The following is a 16,780-nucleotide window of genomic DNA, read 5'->3' on the forward strand; positions in this document are numbered from 1 at the left end:
CGACCGGACCTCGCTCAGGAGCGGACGCGTTTGCGCAGCACCTCGATGCGGGACTGCAGCTGCGTCACGGTCGCCTGCGCCACCGCCGGTCCGCCGCAGATGCGACGGAGTTCGGCATGCACAGCACCGTGCGGCTGGCCCGACTGCCGCGCGTAGAGGCCCACCAGGCTGTTCAGGAGCTGGCGCTGTTCGCGCAGGGTGCGATGCAGCGGCGCAGGGAGCGTCGTCGTCTGCGTCGGCTCTGCCTGGGCCTCCCGCACCTCGCGGTGCCGGGACTGCCGCGCCTGCCGCTGCATGAGGAGCTCGTGGACGTGCTCGGGTTCGAGGAGACCCGGGAAGCCGATGAACTCCTCCTCCTCCGGCGTGTTCGGCTCCGCGAGCTGGCCGAACTCCTTGCCGTCGAACACCATGCGATCGAAGTGGGCGACGGAGGAGATCGCCTGGTAGCTGAACTCCTGGGTCAGCGCGTCGGAGGCCTCGTCCTCTCGGTTCGCGCTCTCCAGGAGTGAATCCTCGAGACCGTCGTCATCCTTGGACTGCCGATCCAGCGCGTGGTCGCGCTGCTTCTCCATCTCGTTCGCGAGCTTCATCAGCACGGGGACGTGCGGGAGGAAGACGCTCGCCGCCTCACCTCGACGACGGGCGCGGACGAAGCGACCGATGGCCTGGGCGAAGAACAGCGGAGTGGACGAGGAGGTCGCGTAGACGCCCACCGCGAGCCGCGGCACGTCGACGCCCTCCGACACCATGCGCACCGCGACCATCCACCGGGCGGTGCCTTCGGAGAACTTCTCGATCCGCTCGGAGGCGGTGGCGTCGTCGGACAGCACGATCGTCGGCTGCTCGCGCGTGATGCTGTGCAGGATCTTGGCGTAGGCCCTGGCGACGGTCTGATCCGTCGCCAGCACGAGTCCGCCGGCATCCGGGATGTGGTGTCTGATCTCGGTCAGACGGCGGTCGGCCGCCGAGAGCACCGCCGGCATCCAGTCGCCCTCGGGATCCAGCGCCGTGCGCCAGGCCTGCGACGTGACGTCCTTCGTGTTGTCCTGTCCCAGATGGGTCTCGAGCTCGTCGCCGGCACTCGTCCGCCACCGCATCTTCCCCGCGTACATGTGGAAGAGCACGGGGCGGACGACGCCGTCCGCAAGGGCACGCCCGTAGCCATAGGCGTAGTCGGTGCTGGAGACCCGCGCCCCCGACTCATCAGGGAGGTACTCCACGAAGGGGATCGGCGCCGTGTCGCTCCGGAACGGGGTCCCGGACAGCAACAGTCGACGCTTCGCCGGCCCGTAGGCGTCGCGGATCGCGTCACCCCAGCTCAGCGCGTCGCCGCCGTGGTGCACCTCATCGAGGATGACCAGGGTCTTCGCATCCTCCGTGAGGTGGCGGTGCACCGAGGACTTCGCCGCGACCTGCGCGTACGTGACCACGACGCCGTGATAGTGCCGCGCCGGTGCCCAGTCGCTGTTGCGGAAGCGCGGGTCGAGCCGGATGTGCACGCGGGCGGCGGCGTCGGCCCACTGGGTCTTGAGGTGCTCCGTCGGAGCCACGACGATGACCCGGTTCACCTCCCCCATGCGCATCAGCTCGACCGCGAGGGTGAGCGCGAAGGTGGTCTTGCCGGCGCCCGGTGTGGCGGCCACGAGGAAGTCGCGCTGGTCGGCCTGGAAGTACGCATCCAGAGCCTCCTGCTGCCATGCCCGCAGCTTGTTCGCCGTTCCCCATGGGGCGCGCTGAGGGAAGGACGGAGAGAGCATCGACTCCACGATAATCGCTCCCACCGACGCCGGGGCATCCGCCGGGGCGCCGCGCGCGTCCTCCCTCGGGAGCGGCGGCACGGGTAGGCTCGGTCACTGCGCGGCGGTCACCACCGTGCGCGCACGCGTTGGCGAAGGAGAGTCGGATGAGCGATCAGGAATCGACCAGGACCCCGTACGTCGCGAACGAGACCCCGCACCCGTGGCGACGGTTCGTCGCGATCGGCGACTCGTTCACGGAGGGCATCGGCGACCCGGACCCGGCGGCCCCGGGTGGACACCGCGGCTGGGCCGACCGCGTCGCGGAGGTGCTCGCCCAGCAGGTGGACGACTTCGCCTACGCCAACCTCGCCGTCCGAGGGAAGCTCATCGCGCAGATCGTCGCCGATCAGATCGAACCCGCCGTCGCGCTCCGCCCCGACCTCATCTCGATCTGCGCCGGCGGCAACGACGTCATCCGCCCCGGCACCGACCCGGACGCCATCGCCGCGCAGCTCGAAGACGCGGTGGCACGGCTGTCCTCCACCGGTGCAGCCGTGATCCTCTTCACGGGCATCGACACCGGATTCACGCCGGTGTTCCGTCCGTTCCGCGGCAAGGTCGCGATCTACAACGAGAACATCCGCGCGATCGCGGAGCGGCATGACTGCATCGTCGCGGACCAGTGGGCGCTGAAGGTCGTGCAGGACGCACGCTTCTTCGACGATGACCGCCTGCACTACAACGCCCTCGGCCACCACGAGGTCGCGCGGATGGTGCTCCGCGCCCTCAACGTGCCGAACGACCTCGAGGCCATGCAGCCGGAACCCCTGCCGCTGCGTACCTGGCGTGCCGCCCGCGGCGAAGACCTCGGCTGGGCGCGGGAGCACCTCGTGCCCTGGGTGCTCCGCCGTCTGCGGCACCAGTCGTCGGGGGATCACATCGCGGCGAAGCGCCCCGAGCCCTCCCCGGTCATCTTCCCCGGCAAGGAGTGACGCACCCTCACTCCGCGGGAGCGAGGGACCACAGTGCCACGGCGGCCGCCGAGGCCACGTTGAGCGAATCCACGCCGCCGGCCATCGGGATCGTGACCACGGTGTCCGCGCTGTCGAGAGCAGTCGGCGTGAGTCCGTCTCCTTCGGCGCCGAGGAGCAGCGCCACCTTCTCCGGCCGCTGCGCTGCGTAGACCCGGAGATCAACCGCCGCGTCACTGAGAGCGAGGGCGGCGATGTCCAAACCCTCGTCACGGAGGGCGCCCACGGCCGCCTCCCAGTCGTCGATCCGTGTCCAGGGCACCTGGAAGACCGTGCCCATGCTCACCCGCACGCTCCGGCGGTACAGCGGGTCGGCGCAGCGCGGCGACACCAGCACCGCATCGGCCCCCAACCCGGCGGCAGCGCGGAAGGCCGCTCCGACGTTGGTGTGATCGCCGAGGTCCTCCAGCACCAGCACCAGACGCGCGTCGCGTACCACCTCCGCGACCGGCGCCAGAGCCGGTCGGTGCATCGCGGCGAGGGCTCCGCGGTGGACCTGATAACCGGTGACCTGCTCCGCGACCTCGTCCGGCACCACGAGGACCGGCACGCCGCGCTTCCCGATGATCCGGCCGACCTCGTCGACGCGCCGGGCCGAGACGAGCACCGACCGGGGTTCGTGTCCGGCGGTCAGCGCGCGCTCGATCACCTTGGCGGTCTCGGCGATGTAGAGTCCCTCCGCGGGCTCTCGCACGGCGCGGAGGGCGGTATCGGTGAGGCCGCGATAGTCGTCCAGCCGCGGGTCGGCGATGTCGGTCACATGCTGGAGGTCCACCGCTCCACTCTGCCATCCCGGTTCTCGTCCGCCCCACGCCCCGTAGACTCGATCGAGGAGGTCCTGTGAGCGTGACGAACACCGCCGAGCCGTCGGCAGAGCTCTCCCACGCCGCCGACCTGCTGCGCGGCAAGCGGATCGCCCTCCTCACCGGAGCCGGCATCTCCACCGACTCGGGCATTCCGGCCTACCGCGGCGAGGGTGCGCGCACGCGCAGCAACCCCATGACGATCCAGACGTACCTCGGCGACGAAGCCGCGCGACGCCGCTACTGGGTCGGCGGGCACCTCGGCTGGCGGGCATTCGCGCAGGCGGCGCCCAATCCCGGGCACCGCGCCCTCGCGGAGATGGAGTCCAGAGGCGTCGTCTCGGGCGTCATCACGCAGAACGTCGACGGACTGCACCTCCGCGCGGGAAGCTCACACGTCATCGAAGTGCACGGCACCATGCGCCGGGTGCTCTGCCTGCACTGCGGCCAGGTGTTCGATCGTCGCGACATCGCCGTGCAGATCGAGGAGCGCAATCCCTGGATCACCGTCCCCGAGAACGTGGCCCTGGCCCCGGACGGCGACGTGCTGCCGGAGAGCACCGAGGGCTTCCTCGTCCCGACCTGCACGGTCTGTGACGGCATGCTCAAGCCCGACGTGGTGTTCTTCGGCGAGTACGTGCCGCAGGACCGCTTCCGCGCCGCGGAGTCGCTGCTCCGCTCCAGCGATGCGCTCATCGTCGCCGGCTCCTCGCTCGTCGTGAATTCCGGCGTGCGCCTCGTGAACCGTGCGCGTCGGCGTGGCATCCCCCTGATCATCGTCAATCGCGAGCCGACCCGCGCGGACGCCTGGGCCGATGTCACCATCGCCGCCGGCACCAGCGACGTGCTCCCCGCCCTCCAGGAGATGCTCTCGTGACCTATCTCACTCTCATCCGCCACGGTCAGACCGACTGGAACCTCGCCCGCCGCATCCAGGGGTCGACCGACATCCCGCTGAACGAGACGGGGCGCGAGGACGCACGGTGGGCGGCGGAGAAGCTCGCCGGCACGACGCACCATGCCGTCTACACGAGCCCGCTCGTGCGAGCGAGCGAGACCGCCGGCATCATCGCGGAGCGCCTGGGGCTGGAGATCGCGGGCGTGGTCCCCGACATCCGGGAACGGGAGTTCGGCGACGGCGAGGGCATGCTCGTTCCCGACTACATCTCGACCTACGGCGACTGGCACGCGGAGGTGCCCGGGGCGGAATCGCTGCACGAGGTCGGCGTCCGTGCCATCGCCGCGCTGCACCGGATCGCACGGGACGCGCGACGGAGGTCGGCGCCGCAGGCCGAGTCCGTGCTCGTCGTGACCCACGGGGGCGTGATCCGCGCTGTCATCGACCACGTCTCCGGCGGCACGCTCCCCCGCGACGGTGAGGTGCTGCGTAACGGCTCCGCGCACCGGTTCGTCGCCGCACCCGGCTACCTCCGCCTGCTGGAGGAGACGCCCGTCCTCTGACGGGACGGTCAGCCGGCGCGGGAGACCACGGCGCGCGCGTGGCGCAGGACGGGCTCGTCCACCATGCGCCCCTGGAAGCGGAACACACCCCGTTCCTCCGCCGCTGCCGCGAGGACCGCATGTGCCCAGGCCACGATCTCGGGGTCCGGTGCGTACGCGGCTCGGATCACCTCGACCTGACTCGGATGGATGCAGGCCGTCGCACGGAACCCCGAGGCTGCCGCGTCCCTCGCCTCCTGCTCCAGCCCTGCCGTGTCGGCGATGTCGACATGCACGGCGTCGATCGCCGCCTTGCCGTACGCACCGGCCTCCAGCAGCACCCGGGAACGGGCGTAGCGGGCGATGTCCCGGTACCCGCCCTCGTCGTTCCGGGATGACGTGCCGCCGAGCGAGGCCACCAGATCCTCCGCTCCCCACATCAGTCCGGCGACCGTCGGATGCGCGGCGATGTCGGGCGCCGCATGGATCCCGCGCGCCGTCTCGCACAGCGCGAGGAGCGAGTAGTCCGCGCCGAAGGCGTCCAGACTCTCCGCGCTCTCCGTCTTCGCCACCATCACGGTCCGGAAGGGCGACCGTGCCAGGGCCTCGAGGTCGTCCGCGAAGGCCGCGGAGTCCGGGGCGTTCACCCGCACGATGACGCGCGCGGGATCGAGGTCGGCGGCGACGACGTTCTTCCGGGCCTCGGCCTTCGCAGCCGGCAGGACGGCGTCCTCCAGGTCGAGGATCACGGCATCGGCCCGCTCCTGCGCCTTCGCGAAGCGCTCGGGGCGGTCCGCCGGGCAGAAAAGCAGGGCAGGACCGAGCTCGAAGGTCATACCGCCTCCCCTTCCGGTCGGCAGCGCACGAGCACCGTGCGGACGGCCGTCGCAACCACCGTGCCGTCCTGATTGCGTCCGGTGTGCGCGATCTGCACGACGCCCTGACCGGGGCGGGACGACGAGAGCCGCTTGTCGACGACGACGCTCTCAGTCGTGAGCGTGTCACCGGCGAACAGCGGATGCGGGAAGGCGATGTCGCCGAGGCCGAGCTGAGCCACCAGCGTCCCCTGCGTGAGCTGGGCGACGGAGGAGCCCACCATCGTCGACAGCGTCCACATGGAGTTCATGAGGCGCGCGTGGAAGGGCTCCTGGGCATCGGCGAACGCGGCGTCCAGATGCAGCGCCTGCGTGTTCATCGTCAGGGTCGTGAAGAGGACGTTGTCCGCCTCCGTAGCCGTGCGACCGGGGCGGTGCACGTACCGGACGTCGGTCTCGAACTCCTCGTAGTACAGGCCGCGCTGCACGATCTCGCGCATGGTCATGCCTCCACGCTACCGGGCGAGTCCGAGCGCCCTGGCGATCACGAGAAGCTGGACCTCGGTGGTCCCCTCGCCGATCTCCAGGATCTTGGAGTCGCGATAGTGGCGCGCCACCGGGAACTCGTTCATGAAGCCGTTGCCTCCGAAGATCTGCGTGGCGTCGCGGGCGTTGTCCATCGCGGCCTCCCCGGCGACGAGCTTCGCGATCGCCGCCTGCTCGGCGAACGCCTCTCCCGCGTCGCGGAGACGGGCAGCGTGGTGCCAGGCGAGTCGTGCCGTGTGGACGCGGGCTCGCATGCGCGCCAGGGTGAACTGGGCGTTCTGCCGCGTGCTGAGGGCGCTGCCGAAGATGGTGCGGCTCTTGGCGTAGTCGACCGCCGCCTCCAGGCAGCCCTCCGCGGCGCCGGTCGAGAGGGCGGCGATCGCGATGCGCCCCTCGTCCAGGATGCTGAGGAAGTTCCGGAAGCCGCTCCCCCGCTCGCCGAGGAGGTTGCCCGCCGGCACCCGTGCCCCGTCGAACGTCAGCGGATGCGTGTCCGAGGCGTTCCAGCCCACCTTGTCGTAGGGCGGCTCGACCGTGAACCCCGGCGTTCCGTTCGGGACGATGATCGTGGAGATCTCCTTGCGCCCCTCGTTCTGACCGGTGACGGCGGTGACCGTCACGAACCGTGTGATCGGGGTGCCCGAGTTCGTGATGAACTGCTTGGAGCCGTCGATCACCCATTCGTCGCCGTCGAGCCGCGCTGTCGTCCGCGTCGCCCCGGCATCGCTCCCCGCCTCGGGTTCCGTGAGTCCGAACCCGGCGAGGGCACGACCGGCGAGGAGATCCGGCAGCAGCTCGCGCTTCTGCTCCTCGGTGCCGAAGCGGAAGACGGGCATCGCCCCGAGGCTCACGCCGGCCTCGAGGGTGATCGCGATCGACTGGTCGACTCGTCCCAGAGCCTCGATGGCGAGGCCGAGCGCCATGTAGTCGCCGCCCTGCCCGCCGTACTCCTCGGGGAAGGGCAGCCCGAAGAGGCCGAGCTCGCCCATCTGCCGCACGACGTCCATCGAGAGCGTGTGGGTGCGATCCGCCTCGTAGGACTGCGGGGCGACCACCGTGTCGGCGAACTCGCGTGCCATCGCGGCGAGTTCGCGCTCCTCTTCGGTGAGATCGTGCATCATCGGTCCTCCTCCGTCATCGACACGCGGGCGACCGGTTGATCGCGCCGCACCTGATCGCCCACCGCGACCAGCATCCGCACCACGCCGTCGTGCGGCGCGACCACGGGGTGCTCCATCTTCATCGCCTCGATCGATACGAGAGGCTCTCCCGCGCGGACGGCCGCACCGTCCTCGACATGGACCGCCACGACACCGCCCGGCATGGGGGCGCGCGCCTCGGGCTCGGTGGCGCGGGCCTCCCGCTCCGCGGCGGCGAGTCGCCTCCGCATCCGGCCGCGGCGATCCAGGGGGCGGAGCCGCAGCGTCCGCCCGTCTTCACAGACCCATATCGCGCCCTCGGCATCGCGGGCCGCGCACACCCGGTCGGACGGGGGCAGCGTCGGTGTCGTGCGTACGATCTCGTCGTCGTCGGTGAGCAGGGTGAACGGTTCGGGCGCGTGCGGTGCTGCCCCCAGACGCCACCCGGGGAGGGAGCGCCACAGCGGTCCGGCGCCGCCCGGTGATGCGGCGGTCTCGCGACGAGCGTCCACCAGTCCGGCAGCTGCCGCGACCTGCGCCGCCGACGGGCTCATCGGCTCGAGCGGGAGCAGGGTGTCGATGAGACCGGTGTCGAGGTCGCCCTCGAGCACGCGACGGTCCCGGAGGAGCCGGCGCAGGAACGCGATGTTCGTCTCCACTCCCAGCACCACGGTGCGGGCGAGGGCATCGTCGAGTCGCTGCAGCGCTGTCGCCCTGTCCTCCGCCCACGCGATGATCTTCGCGATCATCGGGTCGTAGAACCCGCTCACCACGCTCCCGGACTCCACGGCCGCGTCCACGCGGACACCGGAAGGCGGGTCGAAGAGCAGCACGGTGCCGGTCGACGGCAGGAACCCGCGCTCCGGCGACTCGGCGTACACACGGGCCTCGACGGCATGCCCGGTCGTCCGGGGTGCGACGTCGAGCGGCTGTCCGTCGGCCATGCGGAGCTGGAGTGCGACGAGGTCGAGTCCGGTGACCTCCTCGGTCACCGGGTGCTCCACCTGCAGCCGGGTGTTCATCTCGATGAAGAAGACGTCGTCGGGAGCATCGGCGTCGACGAGGAACTCCACGGTCCCCGCTCCGACGTAGGCGACGCTCTCCGCAGCGCGCACGGCTGCCGTGAGCAGCCGGTCGCGGGTCGCGGGCGGGATCCCGGCGGACGGCGCCTCCTCGATCACCTTCTGGTGACGACGCTGGAGCGTGCACTCGCGCTCGCCGAGCGCCACGACGGTGCCGTGCGCATCGCCGAACACCTGCACCTCGATGTGACGCGGTCGGCGGATGAGACGCTCCAGGATGAGCGCATCGTCGCCGAAGGCGGATGCCGCGACGCGTCGGGCTGAACTGAGCGCGCCGGGAAGACCCGCGCTGTCGACGACGACCTCCATACCCTTCCCACCCCCGCCGGCACTCGGCTTGACGAGGAGCGGGAACCCGACCGCCTCCGCCTCCTCGCGGATCTCCGCATCCGAGAGGCCCCTGGCGTCGAACCCCGGCACCACCGGCACGCCGCTGCGGCTCACATGCTCACGGGCTCGCGCCTTGTCTCCCATGATCTGGAGTGCTTCGACCGTCGGGCCGATGAACACGATGCCGCTCTCCGCACAGGCCTCCGCGAGCCCGACGCTCTCGGAGAGGAATCCGTAGCCGGGATGCACGGCCTCCGCTCCGGAAGCGCGGGCCGCGGCGATGACGGCGTCGATGTCGAGGTAGGACTCCGCCGCCGGCGCCGGCCCGATCCGCACGGCGGCGTCCGCCTCGCGGACGTGCGGCGCGTCGACGTCTGCATCGCTGTAGACCGCGATGCTGCGGATGCCGAGGCCGCGGAGGGTCCGGATGATGCGGCGCGCGATCTCGCCGCGGTTCGCGACGAGGACCGAGGAGAACGAGAGGGAAGGCGAGTGCGACATGGGGCTCACATCCGGAAGACGCCGAAGCGCGGCTCGGGCAGGGGGCTGCGGGCGACGACGTCCAGGGCGAGACCGAGGAGGTCACGGGTCTGCTCCGGGTCGACGATGCCGTCGTCCCACAGCCGTGCGGTCGCGTAGTACGGTTCGCCCTGCTCCTCGTACTGCGCCCGGATCGGCTCTTCGAACGCCGCACGCTCCTCCGCGGTCCACGCCTCCCCGCGCGCCGCGAGCTGGTCGTCCTTCACCGTGGCGAGCACCGAGGCGGCCTGAGGCCCGCCCATCACCGAGATCCGGCTCGCCGGCCAGGTCCAGAGGAATCGCGGCGAGTAGGCGCGCCCGCACATCGAGTAGTTGCCCGCCCCGAAGGAGCCGCCGATGATGACGGTGAGCTTGGGGACCCGGGTGGTCGCCACCGCCGTGACCATCTTGGCCCCGTCCTTCGCGATCCCTCCCGCCTCCGCATCGGAGCCGACCATGAACCCGGTGATGTTCTGCAGGAAGAGCAGTGGGATGCCGCGCTGATCGCAGAGCTCGATGAAGTGCGCGCCCTTGAGCGCCGACTCGCTGAACAGCACGCCGTTGTTCGCGACGATGCCCACGGGGTGGCCGTGCAGCCGCGCGAAACCCGTCACCAGTGTGGTGCCGTACTCGGCCTTGAACTCATGGAAGGTGTCGCCGTCGACGAGGCGTGCGATCACCTCGCGCACGTCGTACGCGGCGTTGACGTCCACGGGAACCACGTCGTACAGGGAGCCGATCTCCGCCGGGGCGCGACTCTCCCCGACGTTCCAGGCCGGGGCGAGCGGCGGCGGCAGCGTGGCCACGATGTCGCGCAGGATCTCCAGCGCGTGCTCGTCGTCGTCGGCGAGGTGATCCACGACGCCGCTGCGCCGGGCGTGCAGCTCCCCTCCGCCGAGCTCCTCCGCCGTGACGATCTCGCCGATGGCAGCCTTCACCAGAGGAGGCCCGCCGAGGAAGATCGTGCCCTGTCCGCGGACGATGACGGTCTCGTCGCTCATCGCGGGAACGTAGGCGCCACCCGCCGTACACGATCCGAGGACCGCCGCGAGCTGCGGTATTCCCTGCGCGGACAGCCGGGCCTGGTTGAAGAATATGCGTCCGAAGTGCTCGCGGTCCGGGAAGACCTCGTCCTGTCGAGGAAGGAAGGCGCCGCCCGAGTCCACGAGGTAGAGGCACGGCAGACGGTTCTCGAGGGCGATCTCCTGCGCCCGCAGGTGCTTCTTCACGGTGAGCGGATAGTACGTTCCGCCTTTCACGGTGGCGTCGTTGCAGACGACCATGACGTGCCGGCCGTGGACCAGGCCGATGCCGGCGATGACACCGGCCCCCGGCGCCTCCCCGCCGTACAGACCGTCGGCCGCGAGCGGGGCGATCTCGAGGAACGGGCTGTCCTCGTCGAGGAGACGGGTGACGCGGTCGCGCGGGAGGAGCTTCCCGCGGGCGACATGTCGCTCGCGGGAGGCCGCGGGGCCACCCTGCGCTGCGGTCGCGAGACGGTCACGGAGCCGCTGGGCGAGCGCTTCCTGGGTTGCCGGCATCGTGACGTCCTCCTCGACCCACGTCGCGCCGGGCGGGGAACCTGGCGCGCTGCATGCATTCTCGGTTAGTGTTCACTAACCCGTTGATTCAGGTTAGCGAGGATTAACTGAGATGACAAGCCCCGCCACCGCCCGTGACCGCGCCAAGGCAGAACGCTCCGACGCCCTTCTGCATGCCGCGGCTCGGCTCTTCGCCGCGCGCGGGTACAGCGGGGTGAGCCTGGAGGACATCGGCGCTGCCGTCGGTGTGTCCGGGCCCGCGGTGTACCGCCACTTCGCCGGGAAGCAGGCCCTTCTCGGAGCGGTCCTGGTGAAGGTCAGCCAGGACCTCGTCGCGGGCGGACGACGCGTGTCCGAGGAGACGAGCGCACCCGACGAGCGCATGCGCGGGCTCATCCGCTTCCATGTGGAGTTCGCGCTCGGCAACGCCGAGGTCATCCAGGTGCAGGATCGCGATCTCGCCTTCCTCGACGAGGACGATCGCGCCGAGGTCCGCCGGCTGCAACGCGCCTACATCGAGCTCTGGATGGACGCTCTCGCCGCGCTCGAGCGTCCGGAACCGCTCGACCGGGACGAACTCCGGCTCCGCGTGCAGGCGTGCTTCGGTCTCATCAATTCGACCCCGCACAGCACGCGGGCCGCGACGAGACGGCACACGACCACCGCGACCGTGCTGGTCGCGATGGCCGAGGCTGCGCTGCGCGCCGCTAGCTGAGCAGCATCGCCCGTCCCGGATCCTCGAGGATGTCGGCCACGTCCTTGAGGAACGTCGCGCCCTCGGCCCCGTCGACGAGGCGATGATCGAAGGACAGACTCAGCGTCATGAGCTGACGGAGTGCGATCTCACCGCGGTACTCCCACGGCTGCCGCCGCACCGCGCCGACCGCAAGGATCCCGGACTGCCCTGGCGGGAGGATCGGTGTTCCGGCCTCCACCCCGAGCACCCCGATGTTCGACAGGGAGAACGTGCCCCCGGCGAGCTCGGCCGGGGAGGTCTTCCCCGCGCGAGCGGTATCCGCGAGCTGCCTGACCGCGGTCGACAGCTCCACCAGGTTCATCCGCTCCGCATCCCGGATCATCGGCACGATGAGACCCCGATCGGTCGCCGCGGCGATCCCCAGGTCGACATAACCGTAGTGGACGATCTCGCCGGACTCCTCGTCCCAGCGCGCATTCAGGCCGGGCGCCCGGCGCAGAGCGAGACAGACGGCCTTCGCGACGACGGCGAGCGGGCCGATCCGGTGCTCCGCAAGCGCTCGGTCATCGCGGAGACGTGCCAGCATCTCCATGGTCGCGGTCACATCGACCGTGTGGAAGACCGTGACGTGCGGGGCGGTGAACGCGCTCTGCACCATCGCCGCTGCCGTGTGCTTGCGGACCCCGCGGATCGGGACGCGCGTCTCCCGCGGCCTCCCCTCCGCGCGCGGAAGGGTGCCGGAGGCCGCGGTGGTCTCGCGCTCAGGCGTCCCGGCGGGCCGTGACGGCTCCGCTCCGATACGCTCCGCGTACGCATCCACGTCTGCCCTCGTGATCACTCGGTCACCGACTTCCGCAGCGACGAGGACGAGGTCGACGCCCCGTCGCTTGGCGTAGGCGCGCACCGGAGGGGTGGACCGTGGTCGCTCCAGAACGGGCTCGACCGCGACCGATGGCGTCGCGTCGTGCGGCGCTGCCTCGAGAACGGCGGTGTCGGCCGCCGAGGCCACCTGGGCGGCACTCCGGCGCCGCGCCCGGCGCGCGGGGCGTCCACTCGATGTCGGGGCGGCTCCGTAGCCCACGAGGTTCGGCTGCGCCTTCTCCGCGGAGGCCTCCTCCTCGCCACCGGACGGCGCCGCCGGAGGCTCGTCCCCCTCGATGTCGAAGGCGATCAGCGGTGCTCCCACGGCGACGGTCTCTCCCGCGTCCGCGTGCAGGGTCGACACCGTGCCTTCATAGGGCGACGGCAGCTCGACGACGGCCTTGGCCGTCTCGACCTCCGCGAGGGTCTGATTCAGCGCGACGCTGTCGCCCGGCGCGACGAGCCACTGCACGACCTCCGCCTCGGTGAGTCCTTCGCCGAGGTCGGGGAGACGGAATTCGGCGATCATGCGTCCGCTCCCGTCAGGCTGTGCGGGCGATCCATCACGCGATCGACCGCATCGAGGATCCGGTCGAGATCCGGCAGGTGGTACTTCTCGAGCTTGGCGGGCGGGTACGGCACGTCATGCCCGGTGACCCGCAGCGGAGGGGATTCGAGGTACTCGAAGCAGAGCTCGGTCACGCTCGCGATGACCTCCGCGCCGAGGCCGGCTTCCCGCGAGGCCTCGTGCGCGACGACCACTCGTCCGGTCTTCCGCACCGAGGCGGCGATGGAGTCGTAGTCCACCGGAGAGAGCGATCGCAGGTCGATGACCTCCAGGGCGATCCCCTCGTCTTCCGCGGCCTCCGCCGCCTGCAGCGCGGTGCTCACCATGGCCCCGTACGTGAGGACCGTGACGTCCGTCCCGGAGCGCACGACCCGGGCGAGTCCCATCGGCGGCGCATCCGCGAGCGGGGCCTCGAGGTCGACCTCGCCCTTGTGGTGATAGAGCCGCTTGGGCTCGAAGAACACGACGGGGTCGTCCGACGCGATCGCCTGCCGGAGGCTCCGATAGGCGTCCTCCGGATTCGAGACGGCGACGACACGGAGGCCCGCCGTGTGGGCGAAGTAGGCCTCCGGCGACTCGGAATGATGCTCGGCGGCACCGATTCCGCCGGCCCACGGGATCCGGATCGTGATCGGCATCTTCACCCGCCCCTGGGTGCGGTAGTGCAGCTTGGCGACCTGCGAGACGATCTGGTCGAAGGCGGGGTAGACGAACCCGTCGAACTGGATCTCGACGACCGGGCGGTAGCCGCGGAACGCGAGACCGACGGCCGTGCCGACGATCCCGGACTCCGCGAGCGGTGTGTCGATGACCCTGGCCGCCCCGAACTCGTCGAGGAGGCCGTCGGTGATCCGGAAGACGCCGCCGAGCTTGCCGATGTCCTCGCCCAGGAGCACCACCTTCTCGTCGTCGCGCATCGCCTGACGGAGGCCGGCGCCCAGCGCCTTGCCGAGAGTGAGTTCGGTCATGGTCACGCCTCGCCCTCGAACGACGCGAGGTATGCCGCGTACTCGTCGCGCTGCCGTTCCAGGCCCGTGTGCGGCCCGGCATAGACGCCGTCGAACACCGCCAGCGGCGGACGGGTGACCATGCCGAGGCAGGTCGCGCGCATCTCCTTGGCGACCGCGTCCGCAGCCGCCTGCGTCTCGGCGAGATGCTCCTCGGTGAGGTCCCCGGTCGCACGGAGGTACGCCTCCAGTCGCGTGATGGGGTCGCGGCGGCGCCAGGACTCCAGCTCGGCCTCGTCCCGGTACCGGGTGGGGTCGTCCGCGGTGGTGTGCGGGCCCATCCGATATGTCACGGCCTCGATGTAGGCCGGGCCCTTCCCGGAGCGCGCGTGGTCCAACGCCCAGCGCATCGCCGCCAGGCAGGCGAGGACGTCGTTCCCGTCCACACGGAGGCTCGGGATCCCGAACCCGGGCGCGCGCCCGGCGATCGGATACTGCGACTGCACGGCGACCGGCTCGGAGATGGCCCAGTGGTTGTTCTGACAGACGAAGACGACCGGCGCCTGATACGACGCGGCGAAGATCATCGCCTCGTTCACATCCCCCTGGCTGGTCGCCCCATCACCGAAGTAGGTCACGGCGACCTCCGATGCCTTCTCATGCTGGATGCCGAGCGCGTACCCGACCGCGTGCAGGGTCTGGGCGCCGATGATGATCTGCAACGGAGCGACGCGGAGGGCGGCGGGATCGTAGGCCGCCCCCTCTTCACCGCGCCACATCCGCACGTAGTCCCCCGGCTGCGCGCCGCGCGCGTAGATCACGCCGGTCTCCCGGTAGCTCGGGAAGACGTAGTCCTGCGGATCGAGCGCCCTGGCCGTACCGATCTGCGTGGCTTCCTGGCCCTGGCACGGCGCCCAGAGTCCCAGCTGCCCCTGACGCTGCAGGGCCACGCCCTCGGCATCGATGCGGCGGAGGATGACCATGTCGCGGTGCAGTGCCCGCAGCTGCGCGGCGTCGACATCGGTGACGAACGGGTCGAGACGGTCGTTGGCGACACGGGTCCCGTCCGGAGCGAGGATGCGCTCCGACAGCTCCAGATCCTGGGCGGTGTCCGCAATGGGGGTGGTCTGCGGCGACATCATCGTCCTCCTCGTCCCTGGCGGCCCTCGTGGGGCGACGCGCAATGGTGCCGGCGTCATCACCGGCATGGTCTGAGGGTACGTCCGGTGAACACCTCGCTCAAGCAACTCAACCTGGATTGAGCATGTTGCTCATTTTTCTCCGGTCGCGTGCTGCTAGGGTTTGGCACTATGCCTGGACTGGACCGGATCGACCTGGAGCTTCTCGCCGCGCTCGCCGACGACCCGCGCGTGACCATCGTCGCTCTCGCCGAGCGCATGAGCCTGTCGCGGAACACCATCCAGGCGCGGATGGCGCGGTTGGAGCAGAGCGGCGTGTTCCTCTCCTACGAGCGCGCCTTCTCCCCCGATGTCCTGGGGTTCCCGCTGCAGGCGTTCGTCAGCATCGGCGTCCGCCAGACCGAGCTTCCCCGGATCATCAACGAGCTCGCGCGCATCCCGGAGGTCGTCCAGGCGCACGGCCTGAGCGGCTCCATCGACCTGTTGGCGCGCGTGGCGTGCCGCGACGCGCGTCACCTGTTCGACACGGACGCCCGGATCCTCTCGATCGAGGGCGTGGAGCGCACGGAGACCTCGCTCGCGATGGGCGAGGTGATCCCGTTCCGGGTGGCCGGACTCATCGGCCTCGCGCGACGGGAATCCTGAGGAACCGACGGACCGCTCCGGCTGCCTCGGCCGGGGTCTCGTAGTGGATCAGGTGACCCACGTGCGCGATCTCGACGAGGGACGCGTCCGGGAAGAGAGTGACCAGCGCGCGCTCCGCCTCGATCGGGGTGATGTCGTCCTTCTGGGCGGCGATCAGGAGCGTGGGAACGTCGATCGACGGCGCGAACTCCCTGACGTCGTGGGAGACGCTCGCGACGAACGCGTCGTGCAGGACCTCCCGGTCGGAGAACCGCGAGAAGTAGGTGTCGTGCTGGTCGTGGATGAAGCGACGCAGCTCCGGATCCCGCGTCTTCGCCATGGTCACGCTCATGACACGGACGATCACCCGGTTGCGCAGGAGCGCGGTGCCGATCCGCGGCGGAAGCTTGGCACCGAGAGCGTAGTACAGCACCGCCAGTCGGGTCATGATGCCCTTCGGTCCCTCCAGCGCGGGCGCGCCGATGGGGTTCACGAGGATCAGCCGCGGGGTCTCCAGCCCTCCGGCGACGGCGGCGGCGGTCACGATGGAACCGAACGAATGGCCGAGGATCACGGCACCGGGTGCCGTGGCCGCCGTGAACTCGGTGAGCCATCCCGCGTACTCCGCCAGATCGTGGCGGCGACCGGGCAACGGCGCGGACTCCCCGAATCCCGGGAGGTCGGGAGCCAGCACCCGGAGTTCGGGCAGGAACGCCAGGACAGACTCGAGACCGTGGTGCTCGCCCCGGAAGCCGTGGACCGCGATGACGGTCGTCTCGGCGTCGTCCGGACCGTACGCCCAGTACGCCGTCGATCCGCCACGGACCTCCACCTCGTGGCGCTGCACCGGAATCCGGCTCAATCGCTCCGCATACGGGGAAGGCACACTCATGATCCGAGTCTACGAGGCCCCGACCGCGCGGCCCGCCCGCGGGCCCGCGGAGCATCCCCACCGTGCT

16 protein-coding genes are annotated in these 16,780 nt (G+C 70.6%); 5 read left to right on the top strand and 11 right to left on the bottom strand.

Annotated features, from left to right (window positions below):
• Nucleotides 1–14: 14 nt before the first annotated feature.
• Nucleotides 15–1,757 carry a DEAD/DEAH box helicase gene (locus AB0P08_RS07955; protein ID WP_187664054.1) on the bottom strand — a complete coding sequence of 581 codons (1,743 nt, stop codon included), beginning with the start codon at nucleotides 1,755–1,757 and terminating at the stop codon, nucleotides 15–17.
• 146 nt (nucleotides 1,758–1,903) lie between these two features.
• Between AB0P08_RS07955 and AB0P08_RS07960 the strand changes: the two genes are divergently transcribed.
• Nucleotides 1,904–2,731, top strand: a complete 828-nt coding sequence (locus AB0P08_RS07960) for an SGNH/GDSL hydrolase family protein (RefSeq protein WP_259951537.1) — start codon at nucleotides 1,904–1,906, stop codon at nucleotides 2,729–2,731.
• 7 nt (nucleotides 2,732–2,738) lie between these two features.
• Here AB0P08_RS07960 and AB0P08_RS07965 read toward each other — a convergent pair whose 3' ends face one another.
• Nucleotides 2,739–3,545: a TrmH family RNA methyltransferase gene (locus tag AB0P08_RS07965; protein WP_363589224.1), complete on the bottom strand. Its 807-nt coding sequence runs from the start codon at nucleotides 3,543–3,545 to the stop codon at nucleotides 2,739–2,741.
• A 65-nt stretch (nucleotides 3,546–3,610) separates the two neighbouring features.
• Between AB0P08_RS07965 and AB0P08_RS07970 the strand changes: the two genes are divergently transcribed.
• Together AB0P08_RS07970 and AB0P08_RS07975 are read left to right on the top strand one after the other, a co-directional pair.
• On the top strand, nucleotides 3,611–4,450 hold the full coding sequence (locus AB0P08_RS07970) for a Sir2 family NAD-dependent protein deacetylase (protein WP_187664051.1): 840 nt from the start codon (nucleotides 3,611–3,613) through the stop codon (nucleotides 4,448–4,450).
• On the top strand, nucleotides 4,447–5,034 hold the full coding sequence (locus AB0P08_RS07975; RefSeq protein ID WP_060922608.1) for a histidine phosphatase family protein: 588 nt from the start codon (nucleotides 4,447–4,449) through the stop codon (nucleotides 5,032–5,034). The genes AB0P08_RS07970 and AB0P08_RS07975 overlap by 4 nt, the downstream gene beginning before the upstream one ends.
• Before the next feature lie 8 nt (nucleotides 5,035–5,042).
• Here the strand turns inward: AB0P08_RS07975 and AB0P08_RS07980 are convergent, their stop codons facing one another.
• From AB0P08_RS07980 to AB0P08_RS08000, 5 genes are read right to left on the bottom strand one after another with little or no spacing between them, the layout of a single operon-like run.
• Nucleotides 5,043–5,849, bottom strand: a complete 807-nt coding sequence (locus AB0P08_RS07980) for an HpcH/HpaI aldolase/citrate lyase family protein (RefSeq protein ID WP_363444026.1) — start codon at nucleotides 5,847–5,849, stop codon at nucleotides 5,043–5,045.
• Nucleotides 5,846–6,334: a MaoC family dehydratase gene (locus tag AB0P08_RS07985; RefSeq protein WP_259951542.1), complete on the bottom strand. Its 489-nt coding sequence runs from the start codon at nucleotides 6,332–6,334 to the stop codon at nucleotides 5,846–5,848. The genes AB0P08_RS07980 and AB0P08_RS07985 overlap by 4 nt, the downstream gene beginning before the upstream one ends.
• Before the next feature lie 9 nt (nucleotides 6,335–6,343).
• Nucleotides 6,344–7,492, bottom strand: coding sequence for an acyl-CoA dehydrogenase family protein (locus AB0P08_RS07990; protein ID WP_187664149.1), 1,149 nt, complete (start codon nucleotides 7,490–7,492; stop codon nucleotides 6,344–6,346).
• Nucleotides 7,492–9,426, bottom strand: a complete 1,935-nt coding sequence (locus tag AB0P08_RS07995) for an acetyl/propionyl/methylcrotonyl-CoA carboxylase subunit alpha (RefSeq protein ID WP_363589226.1) — start codon at nucleotides 9,424–9,426, stop codon at nucleotides 7,492–7,494. Before AB0P08_RS07995 ends, AB0P08_RS07990 begins: the two co-directional genes overlap by 1 nt.
• Before the next feature lie 5 nt (nucleotides 9,427–9,431).
• Entirely contained in the window at nucleotides 9,432–10,985 is a 1,554-nt protein-coding gene (locus AB0P08_RS08000; RefSeq protein WP_259951544.1) for a carboxyl transferase domain-containing protein, read from the bottom strand.
• A gap of 112 nt (nucleotides 10,986–11,097) precedes the next feature.
• On the opposite strand from AB0P08_RS08000, the gene AB0P08_RS08005 reads away from it, so the two are divergent.
• Complete coding sequence (locus AB0P08_RS08005; protein ID WP_363589228.1) at nucleotides 11,098–11,700, top strand: TetR/AcrR family transcriptional regulator; 603 nt, start codon at nucleotides 11,098–11,100, stop codon at nucleotides 11,698–11,700.
• Here AB0P08_RS08005 and AB0P08_RS08010 read toward each other — a convergent pair.
• The 3 genes from AB0P08_RS08010 to pdhA are packed head-to-tail and all read right to left on the bottom strand — an operon-like array spanning nucleotide 11,693 to nucleotide 15,197.
• Nucleotides 11,693–13,072 carry a dihydrolipoamide acetyltransferase family protein gene (locus AB0P08_RS08010; protein ID WP_363589230.1) on the bottom strand — a complete coding sequence of 460 codons (1,380 nt, stop codon included), beginning with the start codon at nucleotides 13,070–13,072 and terminating at the stop codon, nucleotides 11,693–11,695. The genes AB0P08_RS08005 and AB0P08_RS08010 overlap by 8 nt on opposite strands.
• Nucleotides 13,069–14,079, bottom strand: a complete 1,011-nt coding sequence (locus tag AB0P08_RS08015; RefSeq protein WP_363589232.1) for an alpha-ketoacid dehydrogenase subunit beta — start codon at nucleotides 14,077–14,079, stop codon at nucleotides 13,069–13,071. Before AB0P08_RS08015 ends, AB0P08_RS08010 begins: the two co-directional genes overlap by 4 nt.
• A gap of 2 nt (nucleotides 14,080–14,081) precedes the next feature.
• Nucleotides 14,082–15,197, bottom strand: coding sequence for a pyruvate dehydrogenase (acetyl-transferring) E1 component subunit alpha (pdhA, locus tag AB0P08_RS08020; RefSeq protein WP_363589676.1), 1,116 nt, complete (start codon nucleotides 15,195–15,197; stop codon nucleotides 14,082–14,084).
• A 171-nt stretch (nucleotides 15,198–15,368) separates the two neighbouring features.
• On the opposite strand from pdhA, the gene AB0P08_RS08025 reads away from it, so the two are divergent.
• A complete protein-coding gene (locus AB0P08_RS08025) occupies nucleotides 15,369–15,842 on the top strand; it encodes an Lrp/AsnC family transcriptional regulator (protein ID WP_025103414.1) in 474 nt (157 codons plus the stop codon).
• On the opposite strand, the gene AB0P08_RS08030 is transcribed toward AB0P08_RS08025, so the two are convergent.
• Entirely contained in the window at nucleotides 15,814–16,713 is a 900-nt protein-coding gene (locus AB0P08_RS08030; RefSeq protein ID WP_363589234.1) for an alpha/beta fold hydrolase, read from the bottom strand. The two genes, AB0P08_RS08025 and AB0P08_RS08030, sit on opposite strands and share 29 nt — an antisense overlap.
• Nucleotides 16,714–16,780: the final 67 nt, after the last annotated feature.

It is taken from the genome of Microbacterium meiriae, from assembly GCF_040686935.1.
GTDB classification, from domain to species: Bacteria; Actinomycetota; Actinomycetes; order Actinomycetales; family Microbacteriaceae; genus Microbacterium; species Microbacterium meiriae.

Bases quoted from the DNA above. Each gene is read 5' to 3' on its own strand.
- AB0P08_RS07955 (WP_187664054.1), bottom strand. From the start codon at position 1,757: ATGCTCTCTCCGTCCTTCCCTCAGCGCGCCCCATGGGGAACGGCGAAC.
- AB0P08_RS07960 (WP_259951537.1), top strand. From the start codon at position 1,904: ATGAGCGATCAGGAATCGACCAGGACCCCGTACGTCGCGAACGAGACC.
- AB0P08_RS07980 (WP_363444026.1), bottom strand. From the start codon at position 5,849: ATGACCTTCGAGCTCGGTCCTGCCCTGCTTTTCTGCCCGGCGGACCGC.
- AB0P08_RS07985 (WP_259951542.1), bottom strand. From the start codon at position 6,334: ATGACCATGCGCGAGATCGTGCAGCGCGGCCTGTACTACGAGGAGTTC.
- AB0P08_RS07990 (WP_187664149.1), bottom strand. From the start codon at position 7,492: ATGCACGATCTCACCGAAGAGGAGCGCGAACTCGCCGCGATGGCACGC.
- AB0P08_RS07995 (WP_363589226.1), bottom strand. From the start codon at position 9,426: ATGTCGCACTCGCCTTCCCTCTCGTTCTCCTCGGTCCTCGTCGCGAAC.
- AB0P08_RS08000 (WP_259951544.1), bottom strand. From the start codon at position 10,985: ATGCCGGCAACCCAGGAAGCGCTCGCCCAGCGGCTCCGTGACCGTCTC.
- AB0P08_RS08005 (WP_363589228.1), top strand. From the start codon at position 11,098: ATGACAAGCCCCGCCACCGCCCGTGACCGCGCCAAGGCAGAACGCTCC.
- AB0P08_RS08010 (WP_363589230.1), bottom strand. From the start codon at position 13,072: ATGATCGCCGAATTCCGTCTCCCCGACCTCGGCGAAGGACTCACCGAG.
- AB0P08_RS08015 (WP_363589232.1), bottom strand. From the start codon at position 14,079: ATGACCGAACTCACTCTCGGCAAGGCGCTGGGCGCCGGCCTCCGTCAG.
- pdhA (WP_363589676.1), bottom strand. From the start codon at position 15,197: ATGTCGCCGCAGACCACCCCCATTGCGGACACCGCCCAGGATCTGGAG.
- AB0P08_RS08025 (WP_025103414.1), top strand. From the start codon at position 15,369: ATGCCTGGACTGGACCGGATCGACCTGGAGCTTCTCGCCGCGCTCGCC.
- AB0P08_RS08030 (WP_363589234.1), bottom strand. From the start codon at position 16,713: ATGAGTGTGCCTTCCCCGTATGCGGAGCGATTGAGCCGGATTCCGGTG.